Origin of the sequence: Pseudoalteromonas sp. 2CM37A (assembly GCF_023161885.1) — a bacterium.
Lineage (GTDB): Bacteria > Pseudomonadota > Gammaproteobacteria > Enterobacterales > Alteromonadaceae > Pseudoalteromonas > Pseudoalteromonas atlantica.
Genome location: NZ_JALNTJ010000012.1, coordinates 30,781 through 48,820 on the forward strand (window position 1 = coordinate 30,781; position 18,040 = coordinate 48,820).

19 protein-coding genes are annotated in these 18,040 nt (G+C 41.7%); 12 read left to right on the top strand and 7 right to left on the bottom strand.

Translation table 11 applies throughout. The annotated features are described in order from the left end of the window. Nucleotides 1–39: 39 nt before the first annotated feature. From dapF to MTF68_RS18050, 7 genes are read left to right on the top strand one after another with little or no spacing between them, the layout of a single operon-like run. Nucleotides 40–870 carry a diaminopimelate epimerase gene (dapF, locus tag MTF68_RS18020; protein ID WP_004588980.1) on the top strand — a complete coding sequence of 277 codons (831 nt, stop codon included), beginning with the start codon at nt 40–42 and terminating at the stop codon, nt 868–870. Continuing rightward, nucleotides 867–1,478 (top strand): DUF484 family protein, encoded by a 612-nt coding sequence (locus tag MTF68_RS18025; RefSeq protein ID WP_024032071.1) that lies wholly within the window; start codon nt 867–869, stop codon nt 1,476–1,478. Before dapF ends, MTF68_RS18025 begins: the two co-directional genes overlap by 4 nt. Continuing rightward, complete coding sequence (locus MTF68_RS18030) at nt 1,475–2,419, top strand: tyrosine recombinase XerC (RefSeq protein WP_004588982.1); 945 nt, start codon at nt 1,475–1,477, stop codon at nt 2,417–2,419. Before MTF68_RS18025 ends, MTF68_RS18030 begins: the two co-directional genes overlap by 4 nt. Nucleotides 2,420–2,429: 10 nt before the next feature. Next, nucleotides 2,430–3,137: an HAD-IA family hydrolase gene (locus MTF68_RS18035; RefSeq protein WP_096738896.1), complete on the top strand. Its 708-nt coding sequence runs from the start codon at nt 2,430–2,432 to the stop codon at nt 3,135–3,137. A gap of 24 nt (nt 3,138–3,161) precedes the next feature. Continuing rightward, nucleotides 3,162–4,262 (top strand): retropepsin-like aspartic protease, encoded by a 1,101-nt coding sequence (locus tag MTF68_RS18040; RefSeq protein WP_248463230.1) that lies wholly within the window; start codon nt 3,162–3,164, stop codon nt 4,260–4,262. Between the two features lie 24 nt (nt 4,263–4,286). Further along, the gene (locus MTF68_RS18045; protein ID WP_248463231.1) at nt 4,287–5,588 is read left to right on the top strand and encodes a hypothetical protein; all 1,302 of its coding nucleotides are present in this window, start codon (nt 4,287–4,289) and stop codon (nt 5,586–5,588) included. Between the two features lie 37 nt (nt 5,589–5,625). Then, a complete protein-coding gene (locus MTF68_RS18050; protein ID WP_248463233.1) occupies nt 5,626–5,982 on the top strand; it encodes a HopJ type III effector protein in 357 nt (118 codons plus the stop codon). Between the two features lie 15 nt (nt 5,983–5,997). On the opposite strand, the gene MTF68_RS18055 is transcribed toward MTF68_RS18050, so the two are convergent. Next, entirely contained in the window at nt 5,998–6,405 is a 408-nt protein-coding gene (locus MTF68_RS18055; protein WP_248463234.1) for a GNAT family N-acetyltransferase, read from the bottom strand. Between the two features lie 41 nt (nt 6,406–6,446). Beyond that, entirely contained in the window at nt 6,447–6,752 is a 306-nt protein-coding gene (locus tag MTF68_RS18060; protein WP_248463235.1) for a DUF6482 family protein, read from the bottom strand. A 90-nt stretch (nt 6,753–6,842) separates the two neighbouring features. On the opposite strand from MTF68_RS18060, the gene MTF68_RS18065 reads away from it, so the two are divergent. From MTF68_RS18065 to MTF68_RS18075, 3 genes are all read left to right on the top strand, one after another. Beyond that, nucleotides 6,843–7,535, top strand: a complete 693-nt coding sequence (locus MTF68_RS18065) for a pseudouridine synthase (RefSeq protein WP_248463236.1) — start codon at nt 6,843–6,845, stop codon at nt 7,533–7,535. Between the two features lie 102 nt (nt 7,536–7,637). After that, on the top strand, nt 7,638–8,012 hold the full coding sequence (locus MTF68_RS18070; protein ID WP_004588989.1) for a BlaI/MecI/CopY family transcriptional regulator: 375 nt from the start codon (nt 7,638–7,640) through the stop codon (nt 8,010–8,012). 9 nt (nt 8,013–8,021) lie between these two features. Continuing rightward, the gene (locus MTF68_RS18075) at nt 8,022–9,233 is read left to right on the top strand and encodes a M56 family metallopeptidase (RefSeq protein ID WP_248463237.1); all 1,212 of its coding nucleotides are present in this window, start codon (nt 8,022–8,024) and stop codon (nt 9,231–9,233) included. A 73-nt stretch (nt 9,234–9,306) separates the two neighbouring features. On the opposite strand, the gene MTF68_RS18080 is transcribed toward MTF68_RS18075, so the two are convergent. Beyond that, entirely contained in the window at nt 9,307–9,690 is a 384-nt protein-coding gene (locus MTF68_RS18080; RefSeq protein WP_248463238.1) for an MAPEG family protein, read from the bottom strand. Between the two features lie 256 nt (nt 9,691–9,946). Here MTF68_RS18080 and MTF68_RS18085 point away from each other — a divergent pair, with 256 nt between their 5' ends. Next, nucleotides 9,947–10,825: a DMT family transporter gene (locus tag MTF68_RS18085; protein WP_248463240.1), complete on the top strand. Its 879-nt coding sequence runs from the start codon at nt 9,947–9,949 to the stop codon at nt 10,823–10,825. An 81-nt stretch (nt 10,826–10,906) separates the two neighbouring features. Here MTF68_RS18085 and MTF68_RS18090 read toward each other — a convergent pair whose 3' ends face one another. From MTF68_RS18090 to MTF68_RS18105, 4 genes are all read right to left on the bottom strand, one after another. After that, nucleotides 10,907–11,224, bottom strand: coding sequence for a multidrug efflux SMR transporter (locus tag MTF68_RS18090; RefSeq protein WP_004588993.1), 318 nt, complete (start codon nt 11,222–11,224; stop codon nt 10,907–10,909). After that, entirely contained in the window at nt 11,224–12,756 is a 1,533-nt protein-coding gene (locus MTF68_RS18095) for a bifunctional GNAT family N-acetyltransferase/carbon-nitrogen hydrolase family protein (protein WP_029773759.1), read from the bottom strand. The genes MTF68_RS18090 and MTF68_RS18095 overlap by 1 nt, the downstream gene beginning before the upstream one ends. A gap of 88 nt (nt 12,757–12,844) precedes the next feature. After that, nucleotides 12,845–13,693: an MBL fold metallo-hydrolase gene (locus MTF68_RS18100; RefSeq protein WP_248463242.1), complete on the bottom strand. Its 849-nt coding sequence runs from the start codon at nt 13,691–13,693 to the stop codon at nt 12,845–12,847. Between the two features lie 58 nt (nt 13,694–13,751). Further along, the gene (locus MTF68_RS18105; RefSeq protein WP_248463244.1) at nt 13,752–16,037 is read right to left on the bottom strand and encodes a penicillin acylase family protein; all 2,286 of its coding nucleotides are present in this window, start codon (nt 16,035–16,037) and stop codon (nt 13,752–13,754) included. 146 nt (nt 16,038–16,183) lie between these two features. Here MTF68_RS18105 and ycaO point away from each other — a divergent pair, with 146 nt between their 5' ends. Continuing rightward, nucleotides 16,184–17,944: a 30S ribosomal protein S12 methylthiotransferase accessory factor YcaO gene (ycaO, locus tag MTF68_RS18110; RefSeq protein ID WP_248463245.1), complete on the top strand. Its 1,761-nt coding sequence runs from the start codon at nt 16,184–16,186 to the stop codon at nt 17,942–17,944. The last annotated feature ends 96 nt before the right edge of the window (nt 17,945–18,040 follow it).

The following is an 18,040-nucleotide window of genomic DNA, read 5'->3' on the forward strand; positions in this document are numbered from 1 at the left end:
TGGCATGATTAGCGCAGAGCAAACCCGAATTAGAGCGCTATGTTAGTTAATTTTTCCAAAATGCACGGCTTAGGCAACGACTTTGTTGTAATTGATAACATTACACAAAATGTATTTTTGTCTCGCGATCAAATCAAAAAACTGGCTGATCGCCACTTTGGTATTGGCTTTGACCAATTACTTATGGTTGAAGCCCCTTACTCCCCTGATCTCGACTTCCATTACCGTATATTTAATGCCGATGGCAATGAAGTAGAACAATGCGGAAATGGCGCACGCTGTTTTGCCCGCTTTGTGCGCATGAAAGGCTTAACTAACAAGCACAAAATTAGTGTCTCGACTAAGTCGGGCAACCTCACGCTATACATAGAAAAAGACGGCCAAGTGACGGTAAACATGGGCCATCCTAATTTTGAGCCTGCTAAAATCCCGCTTAAAGCCAGCAAGCGAGAACTAACTTATATAATAAGAGCCCAAGAGCACACTGTATTTAGTGGCGCTGTGTCTATGGGTAATCCGCATTGCGTGTTAGAAGTTGACGATATAGCTACCGCACAAGTTGAGGTGCTTGGTCCGCTGCTTGAAAACCACGAACGTTTTCCAAATCGTGCCAATATTGGCTTTATGCAGGTGGTATCGCAAGATCATATTAAACTTAGGGTATGGGAGCGCGGCGTTAGTGAAACCCTAGCGTGTGGCACGGGTGCCTGCGCAGCAATGGTAATTGGCCACATTCAAAGCAAACTTAACACCACGGTACAAGTTGATTTACCCGGCGGCACTTTACAAGTACGTTGGAGCGGCGAAGGTCACCCTGTCCGCATGACCGGCCCAGCCGAGCATGTATTTGATGGGCAAGTTGCCTTATGAGCGAGCTAACAAAAGAGCAAGTCGCTGAGTATTTAGCGCGCCACCCTGATTTTTTAATAGAGCAGCCAGAGCTGCTTGCACAACTTGAGTTACATCACAAAACGCAAGGCGCCACCTCGCTTGTGCACATACAACAGCGCCAATTGCGCGAGCACAATACTCAGTTAAAAAATCAAATACACAGTATGAGCGAACACGCTACGCAAAATGAGCTAGTGTATCGCTTGTTTAGCCAATGCCACCGCCAACTGTGGACAAACTATGACTTTAATACGCTTGCCGCAAATTTGCGCAATATTATTTGTACCAGCCCACACATTAGCGAGTGTAGGTTGGTTAAATACAACAACACTTTAGATGGGCTTATTGAGCACCGCCTTAGCCAATTTGGGCACTACTTAGGACGCGTTAATCAGCAAGAGCGTGAGCTATTATTTTGTGAAAACACGCAGTCTTCTGCTATTTATCTTATTGGTTGCGCTGAAAAACCCGTCGCTATATTGGCCTTTGGCAGCCATGATGAAAACCATTTTGAACCCGCACAAGATAACCTATTCGTGCTTGATTTTGTTCATGCATTGCAACTTAGGCTGTTGGAATTGGCATGAGCGACGAGACGCCTAACACTGAGCAATTAAGTGAGCATTGGCGTACACCCATTCATTTATTTAGTGACTATTTAAAGTACGAAAGACAGTACTCAGAGCACACTGTAAATCAGTATGTTAGCCAACTAAACTTTGCCGCCCTGTATTTTAGTAAATTATGTGATGACTGGTTTGGCGTACAAGGCGAGCATATTCGCCGCTACAGCATGGCGCTTCGTTCAAAGCAATTAAGTGGGCGCACCATTAGTTTAAAATTAAGCTGCATTCGTAGTTTGTATAAATTTTTAAAAGCCAAAAACATTGCTCAGCACGCGCATTATCATAACCCAGCACAAGGCATTAAAGGGCCTAAATTTTCTAAGCCTTTACCTAAAAATCTCGATGTAGATCAGATGGCAAGCCTATTAGAGATTAACGATGACGACCCATTAGCCATACGAGACAAAGCTATGATGGAGCTTATGTATTCATCTGGGCTGCGCATTAGCGAGTTAGTTGGCACCAACTTACGGGATATAAACGCTGCAAGCGGCGAAATATTAGTCAAAGGTAAAGGTAACAAAGAGCGCCTCATTCCCGTGGGTCGCAAAGCGCTCACAGCGTTAAAAAATTGGCTCAACATACGGGGGCAATTTGCAAAGCCTGACGAAATGGCGGTGTTTTTAAGCAGTAAAAAAAATCGTATTTCGGTTCGCCAAGTTCGCTTACGCATGCAAGAGTGGGGAATAAAACAAGGCATTAGCTCACAAGTGCACCCGCATAAACTTCGCCACTCGTTTGCCTCTCATATTTTAGAATCATCTGGCGATTTACGCGCTGTGCAAGAATTATTAGGGCACAGTAGTTTATCGGCTACGCAAGTATATACGCATTTAGATTTTCAGCATTTAGCAAAAGTGTACGACAACACTCATCCGCGCGCTAAAAAACAAACCGATTAGGAATGTAATTATGATCCGATTTAATCGTGCTCCTCGCCCTTTTTCAGTTATGAGCTTTGATTTAGACGACACCCTGTATAACAACCACCCTATAATAAAAGCCGCGGTTAAAGCCCAGCAAGATTATTTAAACGCGCTACCCAGCTACTTACAAAAAGGCCCAAAATACTGGCAACAATGTCGCAACGAGGCCGTAATACAGTTACCAGAGCTTGCTGATAATGTAACTAAATGGCGCCAACATACGCTACGCCTAGCCCTTTCAAAGCTAGATTTAAGCGATCAAGAAGTAGAGCATCATGCTGATGCTGCCTATAACGCCTTTGCCGATGCGCGCAGTAAAATAGTGGTAACCGACGACGTACTAAAGCTGCTAGATAACTTAGCCCAGCACTTTACGCTGGTTGCAATAACCAATGGCAATGTTGAAATTGAGCGCTTTAACTTACGCGATAAATTTGCGCTAGTATTGCAAGCTGGTATGCACGGTAAAGCCAAACCCCACGGTACACTGTTTGATAAAGCCGCCGCGCACTTAAACGTGGCTAAAAGTGAAATTTTACACATTGGCGATAGCCTAGATACCGACGTACAAGGCGCTAATAATGCAGGCTGCCAATCGGTTTGGTTAAACGACCAAGGCGCGGCTTATCACTACAAAGGCCTTGCCGATGTTGAAATTGCGAATATTCATGCCTTAGCGCACTTTATCAAATAGCCTAAATAGAACGAAGAGGTTGCAATGAGCCATTATACCAAGCTAATTACCTTGCTATTAATAGGCTCGCTTAGCCTAAACGCTTACTTATTGTGGCCACAAAAACAGCCTGAAGTTGGCACACAAAAAATCCACAGCGGCAAGAGCATCAAAGCGCCAAAAAGTAACCTGCTCAGCCAAGCTCAACAGCAATTTACACAACACAAATTTGATGATGCTCTAAATACATATCAGCAACTAAAGCTAAGCGCTCCAAAAAAAGCACATACTTTATACGCTTCGTGGATAGCACAACTAAAGCAATGGCTAAACACAAACCTACCGCTTAGCCAGTCATTGTTAAATGCACTTTTAAATAAAGACCCTTACAATACCGAGTTACTCACTTTACACGTAGATTACCTAGTAAAAAGCGGGCAACGGCAAAACGCAATTATTGCGCTATTTGAGCTCTACCCATTGTTAAATAAGCACCAGCAAGGCCCTGTAGATAGGCGCCTTGTGCATTTAACGACTAACGAACTGCATAGTTTGAGTGAGCAGCAAAATTGGCAAACAATTATTGAACAAACTCAAATTTGGCTGGACTATCAAAACGACAATAGCCATTTTTTATACGCACTCGCTCATGCTTATTATCAACTAGAGGACTTTATTAGCGCCTTAACAACTATTGAGCGCATGCCATCAAATCACCCACTACAAGCCGAAGTAACTGCCTTACACGCAATGATAGAGAAAGCTCAATCGCAAGATGACTTTATTGCGCTTACCCCCTACGGCGCACATTACTTAATTAGCACCGAGCTAAATAGCTCAATCCAAACAGAGCTAATGATAGATACCGGCGCAAGTATTACTTCTCTTTCGAGTGAAGTGCTTAACCAACTTTCACCCAGACCACTGTATTTAGGCGATGTAACCGTAAACACGGCGAATGGGCAAATTAGAGTAAAACGCTACCAAATTGAGTCGTTTAAAGTAGGGATGCAAACTATTTACGGTTTTGAAGTGCTCAGTATTGAAAACACCCGCGGCCAAGGTTTGTTAGGAATGAACTTTTTATCTAGATTTAAATTTAATATAAATCAACAAACAGATGAGTTAGAGTTGAGTGCTAAATAAACAAAAAATAATAAAAGGAAGTTTATGCGTACTCTACTATTTACACTACTTTGTTTTTGGCAATGTACTGCTCAGGCAACAAATTATTTTGTAAAAGACAAAAGTTGTGAGGCTATTTCACCCGAAATAGAAATAAGCCTTAGCGCTACACTGAGAGATTTAGATAACCATCAAAGAAAAAGACAAAACCTTAGACAAAAAGCGCTGAATAAGTATAGCGAACAGTACAATCAACAGCATGAGCAACTATATGTAGAGGAACGCTTTACTACAAATAGCAGCCACTCTGCTGAAACTCCTACAATAAGCAGAGCCCAAAAAAAATTACATTACCTTATTAAGCTCATCCCCTCAAAAAACTGCAATCAACAAGTCGCTATGACTAGCGAGCTATTTATTTCTGGAATGCACAAGCACAACCTCTCAAATACCATTGAGGGGAATGCAATTGATGTCACTTTAGACATAAACAGTTCCCCTAAGTTTACTCAATTTAACAACCCCCTCATCACCCCCACTAACTTTTTTGGACTCCAATTTGGCAGTAGCTATGAGCAGGTATTAGCGTCTCTCGGACTTGCTAGTTTATCGCTAAGCGATAACAATAACGCAATACTTGTATATGGAAGAAATCATGCTTTTCACTTTAAAAACAATGTATTTATAGGTTATCAGTTCCATGAAACGCTACTACCTATGGTGATAAATAATGAGCTTTCTTTGGCAAATGAAAAATTACAAATAAGCACCGGTACAGATCAGGCTATTTTCTTAGATACAGATTTAACCCAACCAGCAATTAATAAATTAAAAAACAGTTTTGATGAAGTGGAAACCGCATCTTATAAAGTATCCATTAACAAGTCAGAGCAAAGAGTTGTTGGTATAACGCACGGTGAATTAGTTGAACATATAAAGAGCAACACTCAATGCTATAACGGCACAATATTGGCCGATGAATACTTAAAAAAACACAAAAATAGTAAAACGCTTAAAGTGGTTAATGAAGATCATGACAATATAATCATTACTCCTTGTTATGAGTTTATATATGAAGGCAACGGCTACATTTCTAAATTAAAGCTTGTGGAGCCCTTTTCAACCGCTAAAATTAAGCTCGCCGCATTAGCTGGCTATATTAACCAAAGTACACAGTGGAACTTATCAGGTGTAAAATACAACGACCCTGTTGCAAGCCTTGCTAAGTTAGGCGATTACGACGAGTTCTTTGACTCAGCAGAATTTACTTCTCAACACTGGGATGGTTATTTTTATATTTATGACGGAAAGCTTTTAAGTGCAGAGCTTACAAGCAACGACTATTAATTTTTCTCTTTGAATCTTCTGTTAGAAAAGGACAAACATGTTATTAAACGATTTTTTACAGCAACTTGCAGACAACCCTAAAAGCATACAATTTAGCGATACCATGGCGGTAATAGAAGCTAATTACGATTTTACCGCGTGTGGATTTAATAACCACGGCTTACTTAGCTCTGCAAGCGAGAACAACGGCTCATGTAAAATTTTTGCATTTGCTAAATTAAACGATTTAAGCAAGCAAAATACATTGGATTGCTTTGGTAAGTTTTACCGCGAAGACGTACTACAAAACCCTAAAAGCGATGATCACATGAACATTCGCACGTTTATGTTAGCGCCAGAAGCGACTCCATTTTTAGGCCTGAGCTTTGATGGTGAGCCACTAAAAGAGAAATAACACTAAGCTACTAAATTAAAGCGTTTTTTCCATAAAGTAACGCGTACCAGAGCGCGGATAGTTGTTAAGCTGATACTTAACCACGTATCCGCGCTTTTCATAAAAAGGCTTGGCCTGAAAATCGAGTGTATCAAGCTGAGCGGTCGTTGCACCTAGTTCAGCAGCTGATTGTTCAAGTGCCGTTAGTAACTTATCTGCAAGCCCTTGACCTCGCGCTACATCGCTACACCAAAGCCAACTAATCATCAGCCAATTTCCAAACACACACCCACTAATACCTGCAACAAGCTCACCTTGCTCATCAACAAATTTATAGCCTAATGGCACTCTTTGCGCATCAAAGTGCTGTGCGTTAAATTCAACTATTTTAGTGCGAAGCGCTAAGTTTAACGCATCGGTATTATCTGCTTTTAATTGATACATGTACCGCCCTTAAAGAAGCAGATACTAGCAAACAAACTTAATTAAAAAAGGTTATTTTTTCCATAAGGTACTTCTAGCAAATTGCTGCTTATTTTTTCGGGTTGGCCGCACATTTCATCGTAAGCGCTAGTATGTCGCAGTACCATTTCGGCGTAGGCTATTTTTTCAAAACGTTTTTGAATATGCAGCGGGCTGAGCGCTTTTACAAACTCGCCATTTTCTTCAGTAACGTAATACTCTACGTTATTTATAATGACAGACACTTGATAGAGCGCCATTTCAAGGGAGTGCGCGACCACTTTTTGTAATGGTTCGTGCTTTTTTAACTCAGAAAATTTCATACCCATAACAATCGCCTTTTAATAAAAAGTAACTTTATAGATACGCACCTTTGCTATAATCGCGATCAAATTATTACATCACTGCCTTTTAAGCTTATGAGCAATAAAATTCGACTCGCTAAATACATTGCTCACGCTGGTGTGTGCTCACGAAAACAAGCATCACGCTTAATAGATGATGGGAGAGTAACGGTAAATAATCGCCCTGCTAATCATATTGATCACGTTAATGAGCAAGACGACGTAATAGTTAATGGCCAAGCAGTAAAAGGGGCTGCCGATTTAGTTTATTTTGCGTATCACAAGCCTGTAGGCATTGACTGCAAATTAAATGAAAGTGACTCTGCCAGCCTTATTCACCATTTGCCTACCCTCACTCGGGTTTACCCCATTGGCCGATTAGATAAAGACTCTCGGGGCTTACTTATTTTGACCAACGACGGAGATTTTTGTAATCAACTTATTCACCCTGACTTCCACCAGCCCAAACGTTATTTAGTCACGGTAGATAAACCTATTAATAACGCGTTTTGCGAAAAAATGGCCGCAGGAATCCCCGTCGATAAACAAGTAACCTTACCGTGTGAAGTAACAAAAATAGCTGACAACCAGTTTAGTATTATTTTAAAGCAAGGGCTTAACAGACAAATACGTAAAATGACGCATTACTGCGGCTTTAAAGTAATTGATTTATTTAGAGTGCAATTTAGCGAACTCGCCCTCTCAAACCTAAACCTACCTGAAAACCACTATATACAAATTAATAAAACAGATATTTCAAAAACCTAATACCAAGTCGCTTAATTACATCATAAAAAGTTAAAAAATAACCTTGCAAAAATAGATTACAGGTGTAGTCTTAAATTAAAGATTACATTTGTAGGCAATGAAATGATTGAGTTATCAAAAGCAGAATTCGACGTGCTTGATGCGCTTTGGATTAATTACCCAGCAACCGCCAGCCAAATTATTGAGCGCTTAAGCGATGACAAACAATGGCACGAAAAAACCATTAAAACCCTACTGGGTCGATTAGTTAAAAAAGGCGCACTGACCTTTGAAAAAGACGGCCGCCAATATATTTATACCCCTTGTATGGAGCGCGCCGACTACACATTAAAAGAAAGCAAAAACTTTATTGAGCGTTTTTTTAGTGGCCGTATAGCGCCGCTGGTAAGCGGGTTTGCTAAATCAGAGCAGCTTTCGCAGCAAGATATAAACGAGCTAAAAAAGGTCATTGATGACTGGGAAAAAAACCAAAAGTAAGGAGAGGCTATGGATATTCAAACCCTGTTTAACTGGTTACTAGAGCAGCAATTATTACTCAGCATAATGCTTGGCGGGTTTATTATATGTGAGCGTTTTAGTTTAAGGCTGCTTGGCCCAGGCTTTGTGTATAAATTAGTATGCCTAATCCCCGTATCGTTACTGGTTACAAACTTACCAAGTAACATAAAGCCACTACAAAACAGCGCCATTAGCCATTATTTAATAACGCCTAACCAGCCCCTTATTAATAACTTAGGCCTAAATTGGGCCGTGCTTTATGTAGTGGTTAGCCTAGTGCTGTTTAACGTAGCGTTTGTTGTGCATATTCGCTTTATAAAAAACCTGCAGCTCAATTATTTAATTAATAGCGAACACACTCTAACCTCACACATTAAAACCTATACCAGTAATCATATTGCATCGCCAATGGTGGTGGGTATTTTACAAAGTAAGCTCATACTGCCTAGTAATTACAAAACTCAGTTTGATAAAGCCACTTTGGCACTTATTTTAGAGCATGAGGCTGTGCACATAAAACGCAAAGATAACCTAATAAATGCCCTGCTGTTACTGACTACTATTTTAATGTGGTTTAACCCGCTCGCTTGGATGGCTTACGCAAGCTTTAGACGCTTGCAGGAGCTAACTTGTGATCAGCGGGTACTTGCCAATAAAACCACACACCAACACATTTTATACAGCAAAGCCTTAGTTAACTGCGCGGCAGCAACGCCCGCAGGCCTAATGGCTTATTCACACTACGGAGATAAAAAAACCATGTTACAACGACTTACCAATATAAAGCACAGTGGCAATCACTCTCGCCTTGCCAAAGGTGGCTTACTGCTAATAGCAACAAGCATGCTTAGCGGTTTAGCCATAGCAAAACAGCCCCAAACTGAAATAACGAAAGAGGATCATATTTCACCAACAATACGTATCGAACCTGTCTACCCAGCCCAAGCCGCTAAGCAAGGCATTAGCGGCTCGGTTGTATTAAAGTACGATATAGCCGCCAATGGCAGAACAAAAAACATTAGTGTCATTCAATCTAAGCCGTCAGACGTTTTTGATAAATCAGCTAAAGAAGCGCTGGCAAAGTGGGAGTATAAAATCTCTGAGGTAGGCTTTAATGATGTACTTGTACAGCTCGATTTTGCCATAAACAGCGAGGTTGCTAATACCGATTTAATAGAGCGAATTAAAGTATCGCATTAAGGCTAATGAGTGATGCAAGAGCACAAAGCAAGCGCCCTTTTAGGCCGCTTGCTTTGTGGTTTTAACAATAAAATTAAATACTCACTACAATCATGGCAATGGCAGTGCCTAAGCCAATAAACCATACAAGCGAACGTATAATATCTAAGTTCAACCAATAAAAAATGCAATACAAAGTACGCGAAACTATATGGGTAACCGCCAAGGTTTCGGTTACTGCATTTACCGAGTTAGTTCCCAGTACCACCGCAATAGCAACGGCAAACACTGCAAGTGATTCAAAACAATTTTGATGAGCAGCGAGCGCACGCTCACCAAAGCCCGTTAATTTTGCTTGTTGAGAACGCGGGTGTTTATTATCGTATTGGCCAAACTTTGCCATTGCAATGGCCACTGGTATTTTTGCAAAATAAGGCATTAATATAGCAAGTAATGCGCATACTACTAATGTTGTCATAATTTATTCTCTTATTTTAAAACCTAGTTATTTAACCAATACATATAACACACATACACAAAAAAGCCGCCAACACGTTTTATGACATACGCAGGCGGCTAAACAATAACATCATACTTACTATAGCTAAGTTTACCTATAAAGCAGTGCGGCATAGTGTCGCAGATGATGAATATTCACTATCACCCTTAATGCATCGCATTAATAACTAAAGATTGTTAACTTATAGACCTTATTTTTTTTACCGACGACCCCCATGACCTGGATCTTTTTCACTTTTTTAGCCGCCTTTATGCAAGCATGGCGAAATGCCCTGCAAAGTAAATTAAGCGCACATGCAAGTGTAGCTGGCGTAACCCTCTCGCGCTTTATTTTAGCCGGCCCTATTGCTGCAGTGTATTTGTATGGCTTGTATCAATATAAAGACACAGCCATGCCTACCTTTAATAATGCCTTTTGGGGGTTTGTTATTGGCGTAAGTGTTATGCAAATACTCGCCACCGGCTTAATGGTAAAGCTGTTTAAAATGAATAATTACGCCATAGGTGCAGGGCTTGCTAAAAGTGAGGCGTTAGTAGCGGCTATTTTAGGGGTATTGTTTTTTGGTTCTGCGCTTAGCCTTCTTGGTTGGCTGGGTGTATTTTTAGGCGCTATTGCGGTGCTTTTACTTAGCGGCATAACCAGCGTAAAACACTTTGATGCTAAAACAGCGTTACTTGGCCTTGCCTGTGGTACCAGCTTTGCCCTTACATCGCTGTGGGTGCGTGAAGCGAGCTTAAATTCAGGGTTATTGTTTCCACACTCAGCTGCATGGGTTTTACTATTTGTAATAAGCCTACAAACGCTTATATTACTTGGCTATTTATTACTAAAAGAGCCACACACTGTTGGCAAACTTTGGCAATATAAAGGCACCACTGCCGCAATTAGTACTTTTAGCTGTGTAGGCTCTATTGGCTGGTTTAGCGCGATGAGTTTACAGCACGTAGCGTATGTTAAAACGCTTGGTCAGGTAGAGGTATTTTTTACCATGCTAATTGCTGTACTTTGGCTCAAACAGCCACTTAAAAAGCAAGATACCGCGGGCTTAATACTTATAGCCATTGCCGCTGTTTTAGTAATGCTACCAAATTGAGAACATAAAAAAGCGCAGGCTTTTAAACCTGCGCTACTATAGGCTGCTTATAACTTTTAAAGCGAGTATTAAGCGCTCTTCTTAAGAGCTAATTTTTAGCGTTATCACACCGCAAATAATCATTAATACACCAGCAATACGGCCAAACGTGGCTGCATCACCGTAAAGTAATATACCCACTAAAAACGTACCCGCAGCACCTATTCCGGTCCATACGGCGTAGGACGTCCCCATTGATATTTGCTTTTGTGCAAGCCACAACATAAAACCACTGGCTGTTAAAAATGCAATGGCCATTACTATACCCTGCCAGCGTGTGTCGGGATTTTGTGAAATTTTTAAACCAATTGGCCAGCCTATTTCAAGCAAGCCGGCAATGACTAAATAAACCCATGCCATTAAACATCTCTCTTTTTCAAAATTACGTCGTATAAGTCTTCGCGGCGATCTTTTAAATTGCGCACCGTACCTTCGCTATGAAGAATTTTTAGCTTATCCATATCAAGGTCGCTAAATAGTAACATTTCAGTATTAGGTGTGGCTTCATTTAATGTTGCATCGTGCGGAAAAGAAAAGTCAGACGGGGTCAATACTGCCGATTGCGAGTACTGTACATCTAGGCTTTCTACCTCAGGTAAGTTACCCACTGAGCCTGCAATAACCACATAACATTCGTTTTCGATTGCGCGCGCTTGCGCACAGTGACGAACCCGTAAATAACTATTTTTAGTATCGGTCCAAAACGGCACAAAGAGTATATCAAGCCCTTGCTTAGCTAGTATGCGAGAGAGCTCTGGGAACTCAACATCGTAACAAATTTGAATACCTACACGCCCAGCATCGGTATCAAACACGGCAATTTTGTCGCCGCCTTGAATCACCCAATCATTTTGTTCATGCGGGGTTATGTGTATTTTGCGCTGCTCGTCTATTTTACCGCTACGGTGGCATAAGTAACTTACGTTATAAATTTTATCGTCTTCGGCAAGTGGCATAGAGCCGGTAATAATATTGGCGTTATATTCTATTGCCATACGCGACATCGCGTTTTTAAATGTTTCGGTATATTCGGCTAAATAGCGGATAGCCTCGGTTTGATTATTCTGATCGCCTAAACCCATAAGTGGCGCGTTAAAAAATTCCGGAAATAATATAAAATCGCTTTTGTAGTCAGATACCGTATCTACAAAGTATTCTACCTGCTTTAGCATTTCGTCAACCGACTCTACACAGCGCATTTGCCATTGCACCGCACCTATACGCACTATCGATTTAGTTGATTCGAGTACGGTGTCGGTTGGCTCGTACATTATGTTATTCCACTCAAGCAAGGTGGCGTAACCTACAGACTCTTGATCCTCCGGCAGGTACTTTTTAAGTAACCGTTTTACCTGAAAGTCGTTAGAAAGCTGAAAACTTAAAATTGGGTCGTAAAGCTCTTTTTGGTCAACCTTTTCAATGTATTCCATTGGCGTCATTTCACTGCTGTGGTTGTAATAACGCGGAATACGGCCACCGGCTAAAATAGCGCGTAAGTTATATTGGCGGCACAACTCTTTACGGGCATCGTATAATCTTCGCCCTAAGCGCATGCCTCGGTGGGTTTCGCTAATTGCTACATCTAAACCGTATAGCGCATCGCCGTCGGAGTCACTAAATACTCGGTCGTGCCCATCGGCTATGTCTTCGTAAGTGTGAGGATTTGAAAAACGCGCGTAGTCTACTTGCACGCTTAGTGCTAAACCCACCAGCACGCCATCATCTACTATGCCTATTTGCCCTTCAGGGAACTGATCTATCAATCTAAAAATAGTATGGCTTGGCCACGCGCCACCTAAATCAGGATAAGCCTGATCCATCAAGGTTTTAATTTGCGGATACTGCTCTTTTGTTAAGTTACAAATTTCTAGGTGGGTTTTTTCTGCCGACATACACAACTCCTTTGGGCATAATAAAATAAAAGCCGAATGTACGCTAAAGTACACTCAGCTTTGTATCATGTTTTTTACGTTACGCGTACTACTTTAAGCTGCGATAAAAAAGTGTAGTCACTTTCTCTTTTGGCAACCAGCCTGCGTATTCAAGGCCAAGCTCTGCCAATGGATCGGCTTTTAGTACTTGCTCTAAGCTTGCGTTATTTTGCATTGCTTTTAGCATTAAATCTTTGGCTTTTTTAACAAGTTTAGCATACGTTTCCAGTCCTGAACGGTCACTTACCGGCCCATGCCCGGGTATCACTATGGTGCGCTCATCTATTTGCTTAATAACGTCATTTACGGCTGCTAATATTCCATCAACACTGCCGCCGCTATCTACATCTACAAACGGCAAGCTGCCAAAGTTAAAGTAAATATCGCCCATGTGCACTATGTTATCGTTATTAAAAAATATCACCGAATCACCGTCGGTATGTGCATGGGCGTAGTGCACTACATGGGCGTGTTCGTTATTAAAATGCAGCTTTAAATCGTGCCCAAAGCTAATGCGTGGCAGGTAATCTGAGTTTGCACCGTGTTTTTCTTCTAATCGCTTATGTACGTTGTCGTGCGCAATGACATGCGCTCCGGCTTTGGCAAAGTTTTCGTTGCCGCCAGTGTGGTCGCCATGATGATGCGTATTAATTACAAACTCTGCACTACCGGGTTTTAAATCGCTAATGGTTTTTTTAATGTCGTTTGAAAGCTTGGCAAATTGGTCATCAATAATGTAAATGCCATCTTCCCCTACACTTGCGGCAATGTTACCGCCTTGGCCAAACAGTACATACACACTGTCGCTTAGTTTTTCTGCCGTTACCGGATTTTCATCTGCATGTGTTGCACTGCTAAGTAATAAGCCTGTTATTAATGCGGGTAGTATTTTTTTCATTTTAGTTCTCTGTTGATTTATTAATGATTATATAGAACGTGATTAACTGTAATTTAGTTCATCGTGCTGGCTCTATCACTATTTGATGTATTAGCGTTTGTGGCAATAAAGGCGTGTGCTTACCTTCAATGTAGTCACTAAAGCCTGCACGATAAAACGCGGATAGCGGATGCCCCGACTGCCCACCGGGCACTGCCATAATGGCGTTTTCTAAATGCCCAGGTTGGGCAATAAAGCGCTGCGATGCACCAAAGCTTTTGCCTTGTACGGCGGGCATGTAGCTATCGCCAAAAGCTGGCGCTACAGGCATATTTAAAAGCTTAGCCAGTATGGGCATTTGTTTAGCAAACGGGTGCTCAATATTAAGCGCATTAACTTTACCCCACTGCCAATTTTGTAAGTTATCCCCATACTCAGCCCCAAGTGCTGTCACTGTTCGGCTAAATGCACCTAATAACTGCTCGTCCCAATTTTTATACTCAGGGTTTACCCATGAGCCCGGCCTATCTTTAATAAGCTGCCATATAGCTGGTTCTAGATCGCGTTTTACATATCTAAGCGTGGCGTCTTGCTCATTAAGTTTGTTCTCCATGCTTGCAAATACAGTATTAATTAATGTGCTGCGGTAGTGTTTAACTAAGGTGTAACCTACCGAGCTTGCACATGCGCATTGCTGCCAGTTTTCAAGTGCACTTATGTACTGTGCGTTTTTGGCTTTGTCTTTTTTAAGCTGATTAAGTAGCAATGTGTGCCATGGCGTTAAAAAGCGGGCTTGGTTATCAAGCTGTAGCGCGTGAAAGTCGCTCTCAGCAAAGCTTTGTTTTTCAAATAATCTATCACGAATTTGGCTTGAACGTGCGCCTAGTGCGTACCCGCCATTGCCAAAGCGTGCATTATCAGTGGCCGACACCACGCGCGAATTACCTGTCCATAATCGCCCATTTTGCGGGTTTTTAATATAAGGGCGCTGATGCTCATTTTGCTGCCAGTCGGGTGAGTATTCGTTTGCATTAACACTTAGCTCACTCGGTGTTTTACGCGCCGGTATAGCGCCAATATGTTGCCATGCAGCACTGCCTTGGCTATCTACCACCATTAAATTTTGTACCGGAATACCCACATCGCTTGCTATTGCTAATGCATCATCAACCGTATTTGCTTGTTCAAGTTTTACTAATTCCATATCAACGGCATAAGGCTTATGTGCAGCCCAGCTAAGTGCGTAGGGTTTTTTATTAATGTATTTTACTGGGCCATATTCGCTTAACGTTAATGGGTAGTTTTCTACCTCATCATTTGGCAGCGCTATTGGCTCATTTACTTGCCATGTTTTACTGTCATCATTTAGCGCTATCCAATCAGCGGTATCTATGTAGCCATTAGTAAAGCCCCAAGCAATTTTATTATTTGTGCCCACCACAATAGCAGGGGCGCCGGGTAGCGATACGCCAGTTACCTGAGCTTGCTCGCCATTTTGTGTGTAATTAAGCTGCGCCCTATACCAAATAACCGGCACCGCCATAGATAAATGCATATCGTCAGAGAGCATGGCTGCTCCCGTTTGGGTATGCGCACCGGTTACTGCCCAGTTATTGCTACCGCGCTCTTGATTTGCCTGAATATTTTTAACCGTGTGCTGTGCTTGCTCTGGAAGTTGAGGAATGGAGCCTGTAAACGGGGCAAGCTTACTGCCATCAAGCGCCGCTTGGTATTGGCTAGGTTGTGTTAAAAAATCAACCATGTGTTGTCCGTATGCTTGCTCAATATGTATGAGCGCTTCATCTCGCTCAAAGGTGGCACTTTGCAAATCAAGGTACATGCTAAATATAACTAATAGGCTATCTTCACTTTGCCATGGTTTTTGCGCTCCGCCTGTAAGTAAATACTCAAAGCTTGCAAAGCCAACTTGTGCCAGCCCTTCGTTTACACCTTGGGCGTAGCTGTTTAATAGTTGTTTATCGCTTTCGGGTAAGGTGTTTAATATAGCGCTGCTGCGTTTTCGCAATTGATGAAAACGCATTTTTTTATCAAGCCCAAGGGCCGCTTTACCAAATAACTCACTAAGCTCACCTGCGGCGTTACGTCTTAATAAGTCCATTTGAAAAAAACGGTCTTGCCCATGCGCATAGCCTAACCCGTATGCGGCGCTATTGCAGTTTTCGGCCTTTATAACCGCCTGTCCTAGTGCATCACGCGAAATAGTAACCGGCTTATTAATTGCTGTACTTTGGCCTTTACCATCAAGTGTGGGCATACTTAAACTTAATACGCCATACACAAGCGCTGTACCAGCTAAGCCTAAAACCACAACGAGTAATACTAGCCATTTGATTACTTTAAACATTAATTTGTCCTTTGCACCATTTGTTGCACATATAATAACCATAGTTTTATTAAATAATAATGTTCTTACTCGCAAAGGGTGAAATAAACATCAAAATCCACGATAATAGCCATTCCACATTTTGTGCAGATCTAGTTGAGACTCATATGACTGAAAAAACATTTATCAAAGGTAAAGACCGCGACCTAGAATCGTCTATCTCTACCATGCAAAACAAGCTAAAAGCGCTAAACATCAATGTTGAAGAAGCACTTTGGCTTAACCCTGTAGCTAACTGTTATTCAGTTCATATAAAAGACAGCGACTGCGGTGTAATGTTTACCAATGGTAAAGGCGCAACCGATAAAGCATCTATCGCCTCTGCGTTAGGTGAATACTTTGAACGATTAAGCTGTAATTACTTTTTTGCCGACTTTTACCTAGGTGAAGAATTTGCAAACAGCGACTTTACTCATTATCCAAACGAGAAATGGTTTAAAGTTGAAGGCAATGAAGTGCCAGAAGGCATAATGGACGAAAGCCTTTGGGATTACTTTGACCCAGAGCGTGAGCTTAATGCCTCTCACCTTTTTGACTTTAACTCAGGTAATAACGAGCGCGGCATTTGTACATTGCCATACACACGCCAACGCGATAACCAAGACGTATACATTCCGGTAAACGTAATTGGTAATATTTTTGTTTCTAACGGCATGAGCGCAGGTAACACTAAATTTGAAGCACGCGTACAAGGGCTATCAGAAGTATTTGAGCGCGCCATTAAAAACCGTATTATCGCAGAAGGTATTTGTTTACCTATCGTCCCTGAAGAGGTTGTAAAGCAATACCCTAAAATTCACGAAGCGTGTGAAGAGCTACGCAGCCATGGTTTTCATTTACGTATTGCCGATGCATCACTTGGCGGTAAATACCCTGTAATGAGCGTAACGCTTATTAACCCTGTTGATGGCTCTGTGTTTGCCTCATTTGGTGCTCACCCATCATTCGAAGTTGCCCTTGAGCGTACGGTTACCGAGCTACTACAAGGTCGTCGCCTTGATCAACTTGATGTGTTCCAACCGGCTACTTTTGATAACGATGAAGTTGCAACGCCTGAAAACATTGAGCTGCACTTTATCGACTCAAGCGGTTTAATCTCGCATGACTTTTTCCGTGCCGACGCCGATTTTGACTTTGTTCATTGGGACTTTAGCGGTACTACAGAGCAAGAATACAACTTCTGTACTGACTTAATTCACAGCATGGGCCACGACATTTACATTATGGATTACACACACTTAAACGTGTATGCATGTCGTATTTTAGTACCAGGCATGTCAGACATTTACCCAGTAGATGAACTAATTTGGCGTAACAACAACGAAGGCGCTAAATTCCGTGAAGCATTCCTATCGCTTGATCAGTACGATGCGCAGCAGTGGATGGACATTTACGACAGCCTAGAAGAAGCAGGCCACAGCGATATTATTCGTGCTGCTGAATTTATTGGCCTTGCCACCGATGCCGATACACCATGGCATACACTGCGTATTGGTGAGCTTAAAGCGCACTTATGCTTAGCCGCAGGCAACGAAGAAGCCATTGATTGGGTAGACTGGATACTACACACAGGCCAAGTAAACGAAGATGCAATGCGCCACTTCCGCTGTTTAAAAGCTATTCTTGAAATTAAATACGATGACGAGCGCGACTACGCCGACTACCAAGATGCACTGGGTTTAATGTTTGGCAGCAATAACGTAACGCTGGCTATTGAAATAGCAGAAGGCCGTAAATTATTTAATGGTTTAACCTTCCCAGGTTTATCGCTTGAAGGCTTTAAAAAGCATGCAGCACTACTTGATGGTTACCGTAAGTTACATGTCGCTAAGCAAAACCATTGGGCACGTGAAGTAACCGACGCTTAATAGTTAAACTACTAATTATAAAAATAAAACGGCGCTAATTTATCAGCGCCGTTTTTATTTATACAATAAATTAGCTATAGTTAAATTGCCTAAAAT